15 protein-coding genes are annotated in these 18799 nt (G+C 62.9%); 5 read left to right on the forward strand and 10 right to left on the reverse strand.

Annotated features, from left to right (window positions below):
• Window positions 1-235 precede the first annotated feature (235 nt).
• The 5 genes from PQR27_RS02195 to PQR27_RS02215 all read right to left on the reverse strand — a co-directional run bounded on the left by PQR27_RS02195 (window position 236) and on the right by PQR27_RS02215 (window position 6001).
• Window positions 236-1531 (reverse strand): THUMP domain-containing class I SAM-dependent RNA methyltransferase, encoded by a 1296-nt coding sequence (locus tag PQR27_RS02195; RefSeq protein ID WP_408522095.1) that lies wholly within the window; start codon window positions 1529-1531, stop codon window positions 236-238.
• Between the two features lie 719 nt (window positions 1532-2250).
• Complete coding sequence (locus PQR27_RS02200) at window positions 2251-2964, reverse strand: PqiC family protein (RefSeq protein WP_408522096.1); 714 nt, start codon at window positions 2962-2964, stop codon at window positions 2251-2253.
• Window positions 2961-4619 carry a PqiB family protein gene (locus tag PQR27_RS02205; RefSeq protein WP_408522097.1) on the reverse strand — a complete coding sequence of 553 codons (1659 nt, stop codon included), beginning with the start codon at window positions 4617-4619 and terminating at the stop codon, window positions 2961-2963. The genes PQR27_RS02200 and PQR27_RS02205 overlap by 4 nt, the downstream gene beginning before the upstream one ends.
• A complete protein-coding gene (locus tag PQR27_RS02210; RefSeq protein WP_408522098.1) occupies window positions 4612-5262 on the reverse strand; it encodes a paraquat-inducible protein A in 651 nt (216 codons plus the stop codon). Before PQR27_RS02210 ends, PQR27_RS02205 begins: the two co-directional genes overlap by 8 nt.
• Before the next feature lie 7 nt (window positions 5263-5269).
• Window positions 5270-6001: a paraquat-inducible protein A gene (locus PQR27_RS02215; RefSeq protein WP_408522099.1), complete on the reverse strand. Its 732-nt coding sequence runs from the start codon at window positions 5999-6001 to the stop codon at window positions 5270-5272.
• A gap of 418 nt (window positions 6002-6419) precedes the next feature.
• On the opposite strand from PQR27_RS02215, the gene PQR27_RS02220 reads away from it, so the two are divergent.
• The 4 genes from PQR27_RS02220 (at window position 6420) to PQR27_RS02235 (ending at window position 9747) form a co-directional block, all read left to right on the forward strand.
• Window positions 6420-6980: a cytochrome b gene (locus PQR27_RS02220; RefSeq protein ID WP_408522100.1), complete on the forward strand. Its 561-nt coding sequence runs from the start codon at window positions 6420-6422 to the stop codon at window positions 6978-6980.
• An 8-nt stretch (window positions 6981-6988) separates the two neighbouring features.
• A complete protein-coding gene (locus PQR27_RS02225; protein WP_408522101.1) occupies window positions 6989-7552 on the forward strand; it encodes a YceI family protein in 564 nt (187 codons plus the stop codon).
• A gap of 68 nt (window positions 7553-7620) precedes the next feature.
• Window positions 7621-8190 (forward strand): YceI family protein, encoded by a 570-nt coding sequence (locus PQR27_RS02230; protein WP_408525382.1) that lies wholly within the window; start codon window positions 7621-7623, stop codon window positions 8188-8190.
• A 279-nt stretch (window positions 8191-8469) separates the two neighbouring features.
• Window positions 8470-9747 (forward strand): MFS transporter, encoded by a 1278-nt coding sequence (locus tag PQR27_RS02235; RefSeq protein ID WP_408522102.1) that lies wholly within the window; start codon window positions 8470-8472, stop codon window positions 9745-9747.
• A 115-nt stretch (window positions 9748-9862) separates the two neighbouring features.
• On the opposite strand, the gene secF is transcribed toward PQR27_RS02235, so the two are convergent.
• The 5 genes from secF to queA all read right to left on the reverse strand — a co-directional run bounded on the left by secF (window position 9863) and on the right by queA (window position 15982).
• On the reverse strand, window positions 9863-10813 hold the full coding sequence (gene secF, locus PQR27_RS02240; RefSeq protein ID WP_408522103.1) for a protein translocase subunit SecF: 951 nt from the start codon (window positions 10811-10813) through the stop codon (window positions 9863-9865).
• Between the two features lie 18 nt (window positions 10814-10831).
• Window positions 10832-12880 carry a protein translocase subunit SecD gene (gene secD, locus PQR27_RS02245; RefSeq protein WP_408522104.1) on the reverse strand — a complete coding sequence of 683 codons (2049 nt, stop codon included), beginning with the start codon at window positions 12878-12880 and terminating at the stop codon, window positions 10832-10834.
• Window positions 12881-12997: 117 nt separating this feature from the next.
• Window positions 12998-13327 carry a preprotein translocase subunit YajC gene (yajC, locus tag PQR27_RS02250; protein WP_035562406.1) on the reverse strand — a complete coding sequence of 110 codons (330 nt, stop codon included), beginning with the start codon at window positions 13325-13327 and terminating at the stop codon, window positions 12998-13000.
• 216 nt (window positions 13328-13543) lie between these two features.
• Window positions 13544-14761, reverse strand: coding sequence for a tRNA guanosine(34) transglycosylase Tgt (tgt, locus tag PQR27_RS02255; protein ID WP_408522105.1), 1218 nt, complete (start codon window positions 14759-14761; stop codon window positions 13544-13546).
• 171 nt (window positions 14762-14932) lie between these two features.
• Entirely contained in the window at window positions 14933-15982 is a 1050-nt protein-coding gene (gene queA, locus PQR27_RS02260) for a tRNA preQ1(34) S-adenosylmethionine ribosyltransferase-isomerase QueA (RefSeq protein WP_408522106.1), read from the reverse strand.
• Between the two features lie 148 nt (window positions 15983-16130).
• Here queA and recG point away from each other — a divergent pair, with 148 nt between their 5' ends.
• Window positions 16131-18437: an ATP-dependent DNA helicase RecG gene (gene recG, locus PQR27_RS02265; RefSeq protein ID WP_408522107.1), complete on the forward strand. Its 2307-nt coding sequence runs from the start codon at window positions 16131-16133 to the stop codon at window positions 18435-18437.
• Window positions 18438-18799: the final 362 nt, after the last annotated feature.

Below are 18799 nucleotides of genomic sequence, written 5' to 3' on the forward strand. Positions count from 1 at the left end.
CGTGCAAAGCGCCGGATGGCGTGAGAAGGAGTGTGCGGGGGTGCTACTGACAGCGTGCTGTCAGTAGGGTGTGGAAGATGGAATGAGCGTGTGGCGCGGCTGGGGGGCGGCGGGAATGGAGAAGGGGCGTGACGAAGGCATGGCGCTGACAGGCGGGCATTGCAGGGCGTCGCGTCAGGGCGAAAAAAAACCGCGGAGCTCGGTCCGCGGTCTTTTGCTTATGGGCTGTGCCGGCTTAAGCCGCTGGCGTATCGTTGTTCTGCGGCCGCTGACGCACGCTGCCCGCGATCAGGTCGAAGCGGAACAGGCGGCATTCCAGCGCACCGTTGAAGAGCGGCGTCTTGGTCGATTCACGCAGACGCAACTGGCCGGGCAGCTTGCGATCCGACGTCAGGATGAACGCATGCCAGCCCGTGAAACGCTGTTTGAGCGCATCGCCGAACGACTGGAAAAACTCGCTGTCCGGCGTTTCTTCCTGGGCGCGGCGGAAGCCGTCGTCTTCACGATTCTCACGATTGCCGCGGCCTTCGCGGATTTCGCCGCGCGCGTTGCGCCCGCGCACTTCGATCCGTTCGCCATACGGCGGATTGGCGACGAGGATGCCGGGCGCCGACGACGGCGCCGACATGCCACGCGCGTCGACCTGTTTGAGGGAAATCGACGGCAGTCCGGCGCGCTGGAAGTTTGCGCGCGCCTTGTCGAGCATGTCGCCAGAAATATCGCTGCCGAAGATTTGCAGATCGGCGCGCGAGTTGCGGGCGGCGTGCTTTGCGTCGAGCGCGGCGGCCTTCAGCGTTTGCCAGGTTTTGGCTTCGTACTGCTTGAGTTTCTCGAAGCCGAAGCGGCGTTCCGCGCCCGGCGCGATGTTCAGCGCCACTTGCGCGGCTTCCGCGAGGAAGGTGCCGCTGCCGCACATGGGGTCATACAGCGGCGTGCCGGCGGTCCAGCCGGTCAGACGGAGGATGCCTGCCGCGAGGTTCTCGCGCAGCGGCGCGGCGCCCTTGTCGAGCCGCCAGCCGCGTTTGAAGAGCGGGTCGCCCGAGGTGTCGAGATAGAGCGTGCACTCGGCGGCGGTGAGGAATGCGAACACGCGCACGTCGGGCATGGCTGTGTCGATGCTTGGCCGCGCGCCGCTGACTTCACGCAGACGGTCGCAGATGGCGTCCTTGACGCGCAGCGTGGCGAATTCGAGGCTGCGCAGCGGCGATTTGATCGCGGTGACGTCTACGCGAAGCGTTTCGTTTGCCGAGAACCACTGTTCCCAGCGTTGTTCGAGCGCGAGCGCGTAAATATCCTGCTCGCTGCGGTAGGGGCGGTGCGCGATTTTCAGCAGCACGCGGCTTGCGAGGCGCGAGTGCAGATTGGCTGCCATGCCGGCAGCCCAGCCTCCGCGAAAATGCACGCCGCCCGGCACTTGCGCGCCGGCTGTGAAGGGCGCGCCGTTCAGATGGTTCGCGGCAATTTCGGCGAGTTCAGCCGCAAGCGAGGCTTCAAGGCCGCGTGGGCAGGGGAGGAAGAAATCGAAGGACATTGAGGTTGCCGGAAGGCGTTGGATAAGGGGCTATTGTACGCGGTCGTGGCGGCGTGGCCTTGTAGGGGTGGGTGTTTGCCTACGGCGGTGGCCTTTCCTTGTTTTCTTATTGGTTTATTAGTGTTCCCCCTGTGCGGGGGGGCACCTACTTTTCTTTGCCGGCCGCAAAGAAAAGTAGGCAAAAGAAAGCGGCTTCAAACCGCCAATTCTTAAGTGGGTCTCCTGGCTTAGAGGGGCTGGTGGTGCGATTAACGGATCACACCGTGGTCCATAAGCGCCAGTGACACAGCCGTCATTCGCTCCCACTCCGCACTGCGTGCGTCGCGGACGGGTCCACTACGGAAACCGGGCGCTTCGTTTGTGTGCGGTGGGGGCCATCGGCTTCGCCTCGGCGAGGCGTCGAAAACGCCAATCGGGTTGGTTTTGTGAAGTACCGCCCCGGCGCGCGCAGCGCCGCCCGAAGCATGACGGCCTGGTCACTCACGAGCGCAGGTGCGCAGGCTCAATCTCTACGGAGCCACGATCCCCTCCAAGCCAGGGGACCCGCTTAAAAACTAGCGGTGTGAGCCGCTTTCTTTTGCCTACTTTTCTTTGCGGCAGGCAAAGAAAAGTAGGTGCCCCCCCGCACAGGGGGAACGCTAATAGACCAGCAAGAAAACAAGAAAAGGCCAACGCCGCAGGCACAAGGAAAATGCCGCCGCCAAAGGCAAAAAAAACCACTAACTCGCTAAAGAAGGACAACCCGGCACAGACCCCACTCCACTTTTCCCCTGCGAAGCAGAAGAAGCAGAAGCCATAGCCCGCACAGCCGCAGCAATCTGCAAAGAAACCTGCTGCAACGCCACCCGATGGCCATCAACAAGCGAGTCATACCCACCGCCAACCGGCTCACTCACCACACTCCGGCAGGTCATCACGCCGGCCCCTCGTACGGCCCGTACGCTCCAAACCGCATCGATCAACGCATGCGACCCCGGCCATGACTCGAACCTTTGCACATTCATGCTGACCCGATACACAGCCGTCGCATCCGGATACGCAGTCCCATACACATCGATCGTCCCCAACTGCTGGGTCAAACTGGTCGACAGCGCCCGGCGAATTTCGTCGCCCGGCAAGGAAGCCCAGCGCTCCTGTTCGAGCACCTGCACCTGCGTCGGGCCCGTCTGTACGACAAGCTGGGTCTTCGCCACCTGCGGCGGCACATCGATCGGCGCAACTTCAATCAGCCACGCCGGCGCAGCCGAAGTCCGGGCGCTCACCGGCGCCGCGGAAGCAGAAGCACCCGCCGAGGCACCATCGGCGCCCAGCGTGTAAAAGCGGCTCGACGGCGACGAGCAGGCCGTCATCGCCACCAGTCCGGCCAGAGCGCCTACATAAGCCACGCCGCGCACGAGCCCGCGCGGCGGCCGGGGGAGCCGGGCAAACATCATGGTTTATCTCCTGGTTTACCGCGCAACAGCGATTCCGGATGACGTTCCAGATAATCCGACAACGCATTCAGCGACTGCAACGTGCGCGTCAGTTCCTGCAACGCCTGATGAACGTCCGACTGCAACGGCGAGTCCTGCTGCAACGTCGCCTGGGCCGAACCAAAGGTCTGCTTCGCGGCCGCCAGCGTGTCGCGCGCCTGCGGCACGACTTCCTTGTCGAGTCGCGTGAACAGCTGGTCGGCGTTCTTCAACGCGCTGTTCAGGTTCGTTCCGATCTCGTCGAACGGTATCTTGTCGAGCTTCTTCGCAATGTCGGCGACCTGCAGTTGCAATTCGTCGAGCGTGTTCGGAATGGTCGGCAGCTCCAGCGGATCGCCCGTCACATCAACCGTGGCCGGCGCCGCCTTCGGGAAGATATCGACCGCCACGTACAACTGGCTCGTGATCAGATTGCCGGTGCGCAACTGGCCACGCAGACCATGTTTGACAAGCTGTTGCAGCATGGTTTGACCCGCCAGACTACCGGGCGTCGGCGCGGTTTCGCGGAAGCGCTTGCCGAGGCGGTCGGGGTACAGGTTCATCGTCACCGGCATGGTGAAGCTGCGCGTTTTCGGATCGTAGTCGATGCCGATGTTGGTCACCTGGCCGAGCACGATGCCGCGGAAATCGACCGGCGCGCCAATCGACAAACCACGCAGCGACTGGTTGAAGTTCATCACCACACGCAGCGGCACACCGTCCGGCTCGCGCATCGCATCCACTTCATCCGAACCGAGGCGGAACGTCATGTCGTTTGGCGCCTGCGCGCCCACACCCTGGCCCGGCGGCGACTGGAACGACAGGCCGCCGACGATCACCGTCGCGAGCGATTGTGTATTCAGCTTGAAACCGCTCGAATCGAGCCGCAGATCGACGCCGCTCGCATGCCACCAGCGCGAATTGGTGCCGACATACTGGTCGAACGGCGCGGATACGAACACCTGCATCGTCACGCCGGTGCCGTCCTTGTCGAGCGAGAAGCCCACCACCTGGCCGACCTGCACGCGCCGGTAGAAAATCGGCGAGCCGATGTCGATCGACCCGAGCGAATCGCCGTGCAGCACGAACTGGTGGCCCTTCTGATCGCCGGTAATGGGCGGCGGCGTTTCGAGGCCGACAAAGTTTTTCTCGGTGTCCGGCGAATGGCCAGCATCCGCACCGATGTACGCACCGGAGAGCAGCGTGGTGAGCCCGGATACGCCGCTCGCGCCAACCCTTGGCCGCACCACCCAGAAGCGCGAATCCTTGACCGCGAAGTCTTCGCCTTCCTTGGTGAGCTGGACCTGAACCAGCACGTGCGACAGATCTTTCGAGAGCGTGATGGTCTTCACCGCGCCGACATCGACGTCCTTGTACTTGACCTTGGTCTTGCCCGGCTCGAGGCCCTCGGCGCTGACAAAGGTGATCGTGATGGTTGGACCTTTTTCGGTCACCGACTTGATCACGAGCGCGACGCCGATCAGCGCGGCGATCAGCGGAATCACCCAGACCAGCGACGGCAGCCATCGCCTGCGCGGCTCGATCTCGGGGTCTGGCAGTTGGGGCGGGAGCTTCGGTCCGTTCGAATCGTTGCGCGGCGCATCGGGGGCGGGCGTCGGTCCTTGCGGGCTAGTCATGGTCGAGGTCCTGAGGTTTTTGGGTACTGCCTTCCACGTTGTCCCAGATGAGCCGTGGATCGAATTGCATGGAAGCCATCATGGTCAGAATCACGACCGAGCCGAAGGCAATGGCGCCCGGCCCAGCGGTGATGACGGCAAGCGATTTGAAGCGCACCAGCGCGACGGTCAGCGTGACGACGAACACGTCGAGCATCGACCAGCGCCCGATCCGTTCGACCATCCGGTACAACGTGGTGCGCTGCTCCGGCCGCCAGCGCGAGCGACGCTGCGCGGTGACGGTGAGCAGCACCAGCACGCTCAGCTTGAGCATCGGCACCATGATGCTGGCGATGAACACGATGACGGCAAGCGGCCAGTCGCCCGACGTCCAGAAATAGACGACGCCGCTCATGATGGTGTCGTCTTCGGAACCGAGCAACGACGAGGTGTGCATCACCGGCAACAGGTTCGCCGGAATATACAGCAAGGCCGCGGCGATCAGCAGTGCCCAGGTGCGCATCAGGCTATCAGGGTGGCGCCGGTGCATCACCGCGCCGCATCGGCCGCAGTGTTGCGGCGTGACGGACTGGATACGCGGCTCGACGCGGCCGCATGCATGACAGGACACCAGGCCCGCGCTTTTCGCGGTGACGTATTTCATCGTGCGCTCATCCCTGATGCGGCGCCGGCGGCACGTTCGGCGGCGACTCGGGCGGAGCGGGTGGGCCGGCCATTGAAGTGACGGCGGCTGCGGCGCTGTCGGCGGAAGTGCGCGGCAGCGGCCGCTGGCTGCCGTCGCCCATTTCGTCGGCGAGGTCCCAGAGAACGCGCGGGTCGAAGCTGACCACCACCGCGAACATCAGCGTGAGCACGCCGAACGCAAACAACGCGGCTTCGGGAATCACGCGCGCGAGACTCACCATCTTCACGATCGTGATCAGCACGCCGAGCATGAACACTTCGATCATGCCCCAGGGACGCACAAACTGGATCGCGCGCAGCACGCGGTTGAATGCCGGCGGCACATAGCCGGCACGCAGCGGGATCAGCACATAGAGCAGGGCCACCAGTTCGGTCAGCGGAAACAGGATGGTCGAGCAGAACACCATCACCGCGACGATCTGCATGTCTTCGCTCCACAACGCGACGAGCGCGCCGAACAGCGTAGTCTGCGAGGTGATGCCGTTGGTTTCGAGTTCGACGATCGGGAAGCCCTGGGCAATCAGGAATGTGATGAGCGCGCCGAGGGTCATGGCGCAGATACTGTCGAGCTTACGGGAGATGCCGCGATAGAGCGTCGCGCCGCAGCGCGGACAACGCGCGACGGCACGCCCAACAAGCCGTGGCTTGCGGAACAGCGTATCGCACTCATGGCACGCGATCAGGTTGTCATGTTCCATACGGCAGATAGGCTAACGACGTGAAGGGGGGCGTGCAATGCCGGTTTCAGTGCAGGACTGGCGAAAGGGTGGAGCAATAGTACCAAACGCGCTCCGCAGGTGCGCCGCCGGTCGCCTCCGATCAGGCTGCGAGCCAAGCTGCCACTGCGTTTCGAATTCGTCTTACGTTAAACGTGCGTGATTCTGACCGCGTCCGGCCCCAATTGTTCAATGGCTTCGTCGTTGCATGGAAATTTGTGAAGGTGCCACACTAAGACACCCTCAGCCAGCTTCTTCTGCTTGGGGTAGCATGGCGGCCTTGGCGTGTGCCGCAGCGGGCAACCCAGCTATTCCATGCGACTGATGCACACCGCATCGGTCGCATGGAATAGCAAGGCCGGCTGCGCCGTTAACCTCTCTTAGCTTGCGTTGACCTGTCATGGCACTCAATCCTTCTTTCGGCGGCCGGGAGTCGTACACGCGGACCGCCATCGCGTTTCACTGGCTGATCGCGCTGCTGATCGTATGCGGCTTCGCATTGGGCTGGGTGATGACCGATATCCCCGGCTTCACGCCCACCAAGCTGCGCTATTTCTCCTGGCACAAATGGATCGGCGTGACGGTGTTCGCGCTCGCGGTCTTTCGTATTCTATGGCGCGCCACGCACGCCGCGCCGCCGATGCCGCGCCGCATGCCGGTCTGGCAGCGCGGCGCCGCGCATCTCACGCATTTGCTGCTATACCTGCTGATGATCGCGATTCCCGTGTCCGGCTATCTGTACAGCTCGGCGGCCAATGTGCCGGTGGTCTACCTCGGGCTGATCCCGCTGCCGCGCCTGATCGCGCCGGACCCGCATCTCAAGGAACTGCTGAAGAACGTGCACATCGCGTTGAATTACACGCTGCTCGTGCTGGTCATCCTGCACGTGGCGGCCGCGCTCAAGCATCAATGGCTGGACCGCGACGGCCTGCTGTCGCGCATGCTCCCTTTCATTAAATAAGGATAACCATGAAAGTTTCGTTTTATCGCTACATGCTTGCTGCCTTTGCGGCGGCCTCGCTCACCGCGGCCGGCAGCGCGCTCGCGCAGGTCGACGTTGCAAAGAGCACGGTGACCGCAACCTCGAAGCAGATGAATGTGCCGGTTGAAGGCAAGTTCGGCAAATTCAGTGCGCAGGTGAAGTTCGATCCGGCCAAGCCGGCGGACGGCAGCGCGCAGTTCAGCATCGACGTCGCCAGCTACGACCTGGGCGACGAAAGCTACAACGACCAGGTGCGTGGCAAGGACTGGTTCGACGCGAAGTCGTACCCGAGCGCGACCTTTGTGTCGAGCGCGATTGCGCCGGCTGGCGGCAATCAGTTCAAGGTGACGGGCAAGCTGACCATCAAGGGTAAGTCGCAAACGGTGGTGGTGCCGGTCACGGTCAGCCAGCAGGGCGCGACGCAGACGTTCGACGGCTCGCTGCCGATCAAGCGCTCGCAGTTCGATATCGGCACCGGTGAATGGAAAGACACGTCGGTGGTCGCCGATGAAGTAGTGATCAAATTTCATATCGTTGCAGCACGCAAGTGACGTTCGCTGTGCCGTTCGGGCGCAGTTGCTTTCCTTCAAGAACAAAGGAGCATGAATTGAAAACATCCCTGTTGATCGCCGTCGGCGCACTGGCTTCTTCTTTCTCGCTCGGCGCGTTCGCGGCCGCCGACACCTATCAGCTGGACCCGACCCACACCTACCCGAGCTTCGAGGCGGATCACTTCGGCGGCCTGTCCGTGTGGCGGGGCAAGTTCACCAAAAGCTCGGGCACCGTGACGCTCGATCGCGCGGCGAAAACCGGCACGGTCGACGTGACCGTCGATCCGGCTTCGGTCGAAACCGGCAACACCAAGCTCGACGAGCATCTGAGATCGGACGCGTTCTTCGACGTCGCCAAGTATCCCGCCGTCACTTATAAAGGCACCGATATCAAGTTCGATGGCGACAAGCCGGTGGAAGTGGTCGGCAGCCTGACAATTCGCGGCGTGACCAAGCCGCTGAACCTGAAGATCGAATCGTTCAAGTGCATGCAGCATCCGGTGCTCAAGCGCGAAGTGTGCGGCGTGGAAGCGAGCGCGCATTTCAGCCGCGCGGATTACGGCATGGACTTCGGCAGCAAGTACGGCTTCAATATGGATACGAAGCTGCATATCCAGTCCGAAGGCATCAAGCAATAAATGCGCGGGCGGGTTGCCGTGAATACGTAGTGAATCGCGCCACCGTTGCGGCGCAACAAAAAAACCGCTTCGTTCGCTTTTGCGACGCAGCGGTTTTTTATTGCGCGGCCACGTCGCCGGAAGCCTTGTGCAACGGCCTCCGGCGAATTGCTGCTCGCGTGCTTTTATTTTTTCATGTACATAGAGCGCAGGCACCGCATTGGTTGTGCGCGCATCCAGTTCGGCGAGACAGGGCGTCATAAGACCCGCATGATTATTTAGCGCGCATTGGAGATCTGTATGAATGCAACGACAGCAGCAAGCCTGGCGGGGAGCCGGCAGAATTCGTGGCGCGCGGTGATCGCCGCTTCGATCGGCAATGCGTTGGAATGGTTCGATCTGGTGGTGTACGGTTTTTTCGCGCTGGTTATCGCGAAGCTGTTTTTTCCAGCCGGCAACGATACGGTTTCAATGCTGCTGACGCTCGGCACCTTCGGCGTGTCGTTCTTCATGCGCCCACTCGGCGCGATCGTGATCGGCGCATACGCTGACCGCGCCGGTCGCAAGGCGGCGCTGACGTTGTCGATCCTGTTGATGATGAGCGGCACGCTGATCATCGCGGTCCTGCCGACCTATCAAAGCATCGGCCTCGCCGCGCCGGTGATTCTCGTCATCGCGCGTCTGATGCAAGGGTTTTCGGCGGGCGGCGAATTTGGCAGTGCGACGGCGTTTCTGGCGGAACACGTGCCGGGGCGGCGCGGCTTCTTCGCGAGCTGGCAGGTCGCGAGCCAGGGCCTGACGACGTTGCTGGCCGCTGGCTTCGGCGTACTGCTGACCGGCAAGCTGTCGCCGGATCAAATGGCTTCGTGGGGCTGGCGCGTGCCGTTTTTCTTCGGTCTGCTGATCGGGCCGGTGGCATGGTATATCCGTACCAGGCTCGACGAGACACCCGAATTCCTCGCGGCGGAAACCACCAGCACGCCGTTGCGTGACACCTTCGCCAGCCAGAAGCTGCGCCTCTTGATCGCCATCGGCGTGGTGGTGCTCGGCACGGTGTCGACGTATCTCGTGCTGTTCATGCCGACCTACGGCGTCAAGCAACTGGGGCTCGCCCCGTCCGTCACATTCGCGGCGATCGCGCTGACCGGCGTGATCCAGATGGTGTTCTCGCCGCTCGTCGGCCATCTGTCGGACCGTCATGGCCGCACGACGATCATGCTTGTGTCCGCGTGCCTGTTGCTCGTGCTGATCTATCCGGCGTTCGTGTATCTGGTCGCGCATCCGACCTTCGGCACGCTGATCGCGCTGCAAATCGTGTTCGGCTTTCTGATGACGGGCTATTTCGCCGCATTGCCGGGTTTGCTCTCGGAGATGTTCCCGGTGCAGACGCGTACGACGGGTATGTCGATTGCCTACAACGTCGCGGTGACGATCTTCGGCGGCTTTGGGCCGTTCATCATTGCGTCGTTGATTAGCACGACCGGGTTGAAGACTGCGCCGAGCTTTTACCTGATCTTCGCCGCATTGATCAGCCTCACAGCATTGACGGCGGCGCGCCGCAAACTGGGGTTCCGGTGAAATAGGCGGGCGTGGCTCACGCGCGGAGCACGGCGCGTGAAGTGCAGGTAAACAAAAAAAGGCCGGTTCGCGAGAACCGGCCTTTTGCTTTGCGAAGTCTATCTGCGCAGCAGGATCAGACTTGTGCGCCTGCGTTCGGATCGTCCGGGTCGGTGCGTTCCTTCTTGTCCTTCACCAGATCTTCGCGCTTCACACCGAGCCACATGGCCAGCGCCGCGGCAACGAACACCGACGAGTAGATACCGAACAGAATACCGACCGTCAGCGCCAGGGCGAAGTAGTGCAGCGTGGGGCCGCCGAACAGGAACATCGACAGCACCATCATCTGCGTACAGCCGTGGGTGATGATCGTGCGCGACATCGTGCTGGTGATCGCGTGGTTGATCACTTCGATCACGGTCAGCTTGCGTTCGCGGCGGAAGGTTTCGCGAATCCGGTCGAAAATAACCACCGATTCATTCACCGAGTAGCCGAGTACCGCAAGCACCGCGGCCAGCACGGACAGCGAGAACTCCCACTGGAAGAACGCGAAGAAGCCGAGAATGATGATCACGTCGTGCAAGTTCGCGATCACGCCGGCCACCGCGTACTTCCATTCGAAGCGGAACGACAGGTAGATCACGATACCGGCCACCACGCAGGCCAGCGCGAGCAGGCCGTCGGTGGCGAGTTCCTTGCCGACTTGCGGACCGACGAATTCGACACGTTGCAACTGCACTTGCGGCGTGTCGGTCTTGAGCGCGCCCATCACCTGGTCGCTCTGCTGCGCGGACGTGTAGCCCTGCTTGAGCGGCAGGCGGATCAGCACGTCGTGCGAGGAGCCGAAGTTCTGCACCTGCGCGTCGGCGTAGCCGAGCCTGGCCAACGTGCCGCGTACTGGTTCGAGCGGTGCGGCACCAGGATACTGCACTTCGATGACCGTACCGCCGGTGAATTCCACCGACAGATGCAGCCCACGATGCAGCAGGAAGAACACAGCGGCGACGAACGTCAGCAGCGAGATCGCGTTGAAGATCAACGCACGCTGCATGAACGGAATGTCTTTACGGAAGCGGAAAAATTCCATGGTCTAGTTCTCCGGGTTTCAGCGGGACGAACCCGGTTTCTGCGGCGCGCTGTCAGACGCGTTGCGGCGGCGCACGGTCGGCTTGCCGGGACCCGCCTGCGTTTTGGCCGCTGCTGCCTTCGACTTGGCTGCGCTTGCGGCCGCGGCGATGGCTTGCGCGGTATCGGTGCCTGCGTCGTCGTTGCCGAGATAGGCTGCTGCGCCATCAATGCCTTCCGGACGCCACACCTGGCCAATCGACAGCGACTTCAGCTTTTTCTTGCCGCCGTACCAGAGGTTGACGAGGCCGCGCGAGAAAAACACGGCCGAGAACATCGACGTCAGGATGCCGATACAGTGCACGATTGCAAAGCCGCGCACCGGTCCTGAGCCGAACGCAAGCAGCGCAATACCGGCGATCAGCGTGGTGACGTTCGAGTCGAGAATCGTCGCCCACGCATGCGCGTAGCCGTTCTGGATCGCCAGTTGCGGCGGCGCGCCGTGGCGCAGTTCTTCACGTACCCGTTCGTTGATCAGCACGTTCGCGTCGATCGCCATACCGAGCGCGAGCGCGATAGCGGCGATACCCGGCAGGGTGAGCGTGGCCTGCAACATGGACAGCACGGCGATCAGCAACAACAGGTTGACCGACAGGCCGATCATCGAGATCACGCCGAACAGCATGTAGTACGCGATCATGAAGACGGCAATTGCCGCGAAGCCCCACACCACCGAGTGGAAGCCCTTGTTGATGTTGTCCGCGCCGAGGCTCGGGCCGATCGTGCGTTCTTCGATGATGTCCATCGGCGCGGCCAGCGAACCGGCGCGCAGCAGCAGCGCGAGGTCGGCGGCGCCTTGCGGCGTAGGTTGGCCGGTGATCTGGAAGCGGTCGCCCAGTTCAGACTGGATGGTCGCCACCGTCAGCACTTCGCCCTTGCCCTTTTCGAACAGCACCATGGCCATCGGCTTGCCGATGTTGTCGCGCGAAACACTGCGCACCGCGCGGCCACCGGCTGAATCCAGACGGATGCTGACCGACGGACGCTGATGTTCGTCGAAGCCCGCCGACGCGTCGATGATCCGGTCACCCGTGAAGATGATCTGCTTGCGCAGCAGCACCGGCGTCTGGTTGCCCTGGGTGAACAGTTCGTCGCCCGGCGGCACCGGATCCGACGGGTTCGGGTGCGTATTGACCGGATCGGCGAGACGCGCTTCGAGCGTGGCGGTGCGGCCGATGATGTCTTTCGCCTTCGCCGTGTCCTGCACGCCCGGCAGTTCGACCACGATGCGGTCCGAGCCTTGCTGCTGGATCACCGGCTCGGCCACGCCGAGTTCGTTCACGCGGTTATGCAGCGTGGTGATGTTCTGCTTGAGCGCCGCGTCCTGCACGGCTTTCTGCATGGCCGGCGTGAATGTGCCGACCAGTTGCACGCTGCCGTCCGTACTCGTTTGCGAGACCCACTGGAGTTCGCTGACGCTGCGGCTCAGCTGCTTGGCCGCTGCGTCCGCCGTGGCCTGGTCGGCGAAGTTGATCACCACCGTCTGGTTGACGCGATTCACGCCGCCGTCGCGGATGTTGTTGTCGCGCAGGAGCGTGCGCGCGTCCGAGGCGTCGGAGTCGAGCTTCTTGTTCAGCGCGCCGGCCATGTCGACCTGCAACAGGAAGTGAACGCCGCCGCGCAGATCGAGGCCGAGGTACATCGGCAGCGCGTGCAGGGCGGTCAGCCAGCGCGGCGACGCGCTTTGCAGGTTCAGCGCCACGATGAACTGCGGATCGGTCGGGTCGCTGTTCAGCGACTTTTGCAGCAGGTCCTTCACGCGCAGTTGCGTGTCGGTGTCCGGCAGACGCACGCGGATGTTCGCGTTGGTCGACGAATTGTCGAACGTGACGTCGTCAGGCTTGATCTGATTGGCAGCGAGCGCCGCTTCGACGGCCGACAGCGTGGTCGAGTCGAGCTTGACCGTTGCCTTGCCGCTCGACACCTGCACCGCCGGCGCTTCGCCGAACAGATTGGGCAGCGTGTACACGAGGCCGATGACCAGAGCCACCAGCATCACGGCGTATTTCCAGAGGGGGTAGCGGTTCATGAGTGGTCCAACGGGAAGGTTGGCTTGGAAGCGATGCGTCCGGCGATGAGCGCGGGTGACGTGCGGTGAACCGCATGAACCCCCGGCGAGGCCGCGCCGGACGCGAGAGAGCAGGCCTTACAGCGACTTGATCGTGCCCTTCGGGAGAATCGTGGTCACCGACGCTTTTTGCACCGTGATTTCCGTGCCTTCCGAAATTTCGACGCCGACGTAAGCCTCACCCACCTTGGTCACCTTGCCGACGATGCCGCCGTTAGTGACCACTTCGTCGCCCTTCGCCATGGCGGAGAGCATGTTGCGATGTTCCTTCTGGCGCTTCATTTGCGGACGAATCATGATGAAGTACAGCACGCCGAACATCAGGATCAGCGGCAGGAAGCTCATCAGGTTCGATTCAATGCCACCAGTTGCTGTGCCTTGGGCAAAGGCATTGGAAATGAACGACACGTTGGTCTCTCCGTTATAAATCAAAACGATCAAAAAAATCAGCCGGTTATTCTACCACCCGCCTCACCCGCGTCGGCGCGGCGAATCGGCTTTCCGATCAAGCTGTTAACGCCGATGAGCGCCTATTTCGCCAAACACGAAAGTTAATTGTAAGGTTTTCCTTGCTGCGTCGACGGATTCTTCCGCTGAATCGGTCTTCGGGCAAGGCAATGGCGTCTAGTCGACGCCACGCGCGCGGTTCTCGTGAAAGCGCTTGCGGAAGGCCTCGAACAGTTTTGCGTCAATGGCGTCGCGCATTTCCTGCATCAGTTCGAGGTAGTAGTGGAGGTTGTGGATCGTGTTCAACTGCGCGCCGAGAATTTCGCCGACACGGTGCAGATGGTGCAGATAGCCGCGGGTGAAATTTCGGCAGGTGTAGCAGCCGCATTGTTCGTCGAGCGGACGCAGCGAGTTCTTGTGCGCTGCGTTGCGGATCTTGATGTCGCCAAAACGCGTGAACAGCCAGCCGTTGCGCGCGTTGCGGGTGGGCATCACGCAGTCGAACATGTCGACGCCCGCGGCCACGCCCGCCACCAGGTCTTCCGGCGTGCCGACGCCCATCAGGTAATGCGGCTTGTTCGCCGGCAGCTTCGGGCCGATGTGGTTCAGTACGCGCATCATGTCTTCTTTCGGCTCGCCGACCGACAAACCGCCGATCGCCAGACCGTGGAAGTCCATCTCCGCGAGGCCCGCAAGCGACTCGTCGCGCAGGTCTTCGAACATGCCGCCCTGAACGATGCCGAAGAGCGCGTTGGGGTTGCCGAGGCGGTTGAATTCGTCGGTGGAGCGCCTGGCCCAGCGCATCGACATACGCATCGAGTCGGCGGCTTCCTGATGCGAGGTCGGGATATTGTTGGTGGCGTACGGCGTGCATTCGTCGAACTGCATGACGATGTCCGAGTTCAGCACTTTCTGGATCTGCATCGACACTTCCGGCGACAGGAAGAGCTTGTCGCCGTTGATCGGCGACGCGAATGTGACGCCATCTTCGGTGATCTTGCGCAGATCGCCGAGCGAAAACACCTGAAAACCGCCGGAGTCGGTCAGAATCGGCTTTTTCCAGCCCATGAAGCCGTGGAGGCCGCCATGCGCCTCGATGGTCTCGAGGCCCGGGCGCAGCCATAAGTGGAAGGTGTTACCGAGGATGATTTGCGCGTGCATTTCCTCGAGCTCGCGCGGCTGGACCGCCTTCACGGTGCCATACGTACCGACCGGCATGAAGATCGGCGTTTCCACCACGCCGTGATTCAGCGTGACGCGCCCGCGCCGTGCCTGGCCGTCCGTGCCGAGCAATTCGAATTTGAGGCCGTTGTCGGGGCGGTCGGGGGCGTTTTCGCCGTGGCTCGCGCAGGTGTTGCAGGCACTGCTTGTATCGTGGGTATGACCGTCGGTCATCGGGGACTCCTGTGCTACCGGAACAGCTTTGCATGGGACCGGAATAAGCGCTGAAGCGCTAACTCCGGATCGACAAGTCCGGCGCAAATGGTGAACGCCGCCGGGCAAGCCACAGCGGCTGGGTAAAGAAAACTCATGATGCGGCGCTAATCTGCCGCTGCACGCAACGAATCAGCCGTCGCGACGCGTCAGCAGCATCGCGTCGCCGTAACTGAAAAAGCGGTAGCGTTGCTCAATTGCATGCCGATACGCCTCACGAATCGTCTCGACACCCGCGAACGCCGACACCAGCATCAGCAGCGTCGACTTCGGCAAATGGAAATTCGTCACCAGCCGGTCGACTACTCGAAATCGGTAGCCGGGCGTGATGAATATATCGGTTTCCGTGCTGGCCGCGCCGAGCGGGCGGCCCGCGGCTTCGGCGTCGCGCGCGGCGGCTTCGAGCGCGCGCATCGACGTCGTGCCGACCGCCACCACGCGGTTGCCGCGCGCACGCGTCGCGGCGATCCTGTCGGCGAGCGATTGCGGCAGGTGATACCACTCGCTGTGCATCTTGTGCTCGGCGAGATTTTCCACCCGCACGGGCTGGAATGTGCCGGCGCCGACGTGCAGCGTCAGGGTCGCGCGTTCGACGCCGCGCGCATCGAGTTGCGCGAGCAGGGCGTCGTCGAAATGCAGGCCGGCGGTGGGCGCCGCGACCGCGCCGGGATTCTGCGCGAACACCGTCTGGTAACGCGTTTCGTCAGTTGCGTCCGGATCGTGCTCGATATACGGCGGCAGCGGCAGACGGCCGTACTGCTCGATCAGCGTCAGGCAGTCGTCGGGGAAATGCAGCGTGTAAAACGGTTCGACGCGCTCGCCCACGGTGACCTCGAAAGCATCGGCCAGACGAATCGTGGTGCCTGGCTGCGGGCTCTTGCTCGCGCGAATCTGCGCGAGCGCGGTGCGTTCGCCCGTCAGCCGCTCTACCAGCACTTCGATCTTGCCGCCACTGGCCTTCTGGCCGAGGAAGCGCGCTTTCAGGACTTTGGTATCGTTGAAGACCAGCAGATCGCCGGGTGCAATGCATGCCGGCAGCTCGGCAAAGCGCCGGTCCGTGAGACGCGCGGGGCTCACCGTGTTGTCCACTTCGAGCAGACGGCTGGCGCTGCGCTCGGGCAGCGCAACTTGCGCGATCAGCTCAGGAGGCAGATCGAAATCGAAATCGGAAAGCGTAAACATGCGGACGACTGGAAGCGAAATGAGACGGAATCGAGCCGAAGCCGGGGCCGGGCGGCTATGATTGCGGGACGCCGAAACGGCCCGCGAGCCCGCGCGCTGGTTGGCGGCGACACTTTTGACAGCCGATATTGTACTTGCGAAGCAGCCCATGCCTTTGTCCGAACGCCGTTTGCCCTCCGCTACCGAAGAAGTGAGCGCCGAGCCGAAGCGCCGCGTCTCGCGGGGCAAAGCAGCGGCAGCCGACCAGAACGACCTCGGCGGGGGCGTCGCGCCGGAGAGCGACAAGGCCGCGCGTGAAGGTGAAATGGTTGACCCGTTCGGTGACAAGCCTCCCGGCAAATCCGTGGGCAAAGCCGCCAGGAAGCCTGCCGCCGAAGCCGGCGCCAAGCCCGCGGCCAAACCCGTCGACAAGCTCGCCAAGCTCGGCCTCACGCGCGACATCGATCTGGTTCTGCATCTACCCATGCGCTACGAGGACGAGACCTCGTTGACGCCGATCGGGCACTTGCTGCCGGGCGGCATCGCGCAAACCGAAGGCGTGGTGTTCGACAACGAGATCGCCTATCGCCCGCGCCGGCAATTGCTTGTGAAACTGCGCGACGACGCCGGCGACGAACTCGTGCTGCGCTTTCTGAATTTCTACGGCTCGCAGGTCAAGCAGATGGCGCTTGGCGCGCGGCTGCGGGTGCGAGGCGACGTGCGCGGCGGCTTCTTCGGCATGGAGATGGTGCACCCGGCGGTGCGCGTGGTCGACGAAGACACGCCGCTGCCGCAGGCGCTCACGCCGGTGTATCCGAGCACCGCGGGTGTGACGCAGGCGTATCTGCGCAAATCGATTGATAACGCGCTGTCGCGCACGTCGTTGCCGGAACTGCTGCCCGACGCGGTTGCACGCGCGTTTATGGAACCGCTTGGCGTGCCGACGCTGATGGACGCCGTGCGTACGCTGCATCATCCGGGCGTGCAGTCGGATGAAACCGCGTTGATCGACGGCACGCATCCGGCGTGGGTGCGGATCAAGTTCGAGGAGTTGCTGGCGCAGCAGATGTCGCTCAAGCGTGCTCACGACGAGCGTCGCACGCGTGCCGCGCCGGCCATGCCGCGTCGCAAGGAGGGCGATGCGTCGGCGCTGGTCGCCCGTTTGCTCGAGGCACTGCCGTTTTCGCTGACGGCGGCGCAGGAACGCGTGGGTGGCGAAATCGCGCTCGATCTGACCCAGCCGCATCCGATGCAGCGGCTGCTGCAAGGTGACGTCGGCAGTGGCAAGACGATCGTGGCCGCGCTCGCTGCGGCACAGGCAATCGACGCCGGCTACCAGGCCGCGCTGATGGCGCCGACCGAAATCCTCGCCGAGCAGCACGCGCGCAAGCTGCGCGGCTGGCTTGAGCCGCTGGGCGTGAGCGTCGCGTGGCTGGCCGGCAGCCTGAAGACCCGGGACAAGCGCGCCGCGATCGAAGCCGCCGCGCTCGGCACCGCCCAACTGGTGATCGGCACGCACGCGATCATTCAGGATGCAGTCGAGTTTGCGCGGCTCGGGCTGGTGATCGTCGACGAACAGCATCGCTTTGGCGTGGCTCAGCGGCTTGCCTTGCGGGCCAAGGCGCAGAACGCCGCTGACGGCGCGCGAGACTTCCAGCCGCATCAATTGATGATGTCCGCGACGCCGATTCCGCGCACGCTCGCGATGACGTACTACGCCGATCTGGACGTTTCGACCATCGACGAACTGCCGCCGGGGCGCACACCGATTCTGACCAAGCTGGTATCCGACGCGCGGCGCGAGGAAGTGATTGGTCGCGTGCGCGAGGCGGCGTTGACGGGGCGGCAGGTGTACTGGGTGTGTCCGTTGATCGAGGAAAGCGAGACTTTGCAGTTGCAGACGGCCGTCGAGACGTACGAGACGCTGGTCGCTGCTTTACCCGAGTTGAACGTGGGTCTCGTGCATGGACGGCTGGCGCCTGCCGAGAAGGCGGCGGTGATGGACGCGTTCACGCGCAACGAGGTGCAATTGCTGGTCGCGACGACCGTGATTGAAGTGGGTGTGGATGTGCCGAATGCGTCGCTGATGGTGATCGAGCATGCCGAGCGGTTTGGGCTGGCGCAATTGCATCAATTACGGGGACGGGTGGGGCGCGGGAGTGCGGCTTCTGTTTGCGTTCTGCTTTATACCGGGCCGTTGTCGATGACGGCGAGAGCGCGCTTGCAGACCATGCGGGAGACGACTGACGGGTTTGAAATCGCCCGAAGGGACCTGGAGATTCGCGGCCCAGGAGAGTTTTTAGGCGCCCGGCAGTCGGGCGCGGCGATGTTGAGGTTTGCTGATCTGCAGAATGATCAATGGCTGATTGAACCGGCCAGGGAGGCGGCTGCTGTGTTACTGCAGCGGTATCCGGAGGTGGTTTTGCAGCACCTGGCGAGGTGGCTTGGCGCTAGAGAGCAGTATTTGAAGGCGTAGCTTTTTTTGCCTTTGGCGGCGGCATTTTCCTTGTGCCTGCGGCGTTGGCCTTTCCTTGTTTTGTTATTGGTCTATTAGCGTCGCCCCTGTGCGGGGCGGCACCTACTTTTCTTTGCCTGCCGCAAAGAAAAGTAGGCAAAAGAAAGCGGCTTCACACCGCTAGTTTTTAAGCGAGTCCCCTGGCTTGGAGGGGATCGTGGCTCCGTAGAGATTGAGCCTGCGCACCTGCGCTCGTGAGTGACCAGGCCGTCATGCTTCCGGCGGCGCTGCGCGCGCCGGGGCGGTACTTCACAAAACCAACCCGATTGGCGTTTTCGACGCCTCGCCGAGGCGAAGCCGATGGCCCCCACCACGCACAAACG

The organism is Paraburkholderia fungorum, from assembly GCF_046027215.1.
Taxonomy (GTDB): domain Bacteria; phylum Pseudomonadota; class Gammaproteobacteria; order Burkholderiales; family Burkholderiaceae; genus Paraburkholderia; species Paraburkholderia fungorum_D.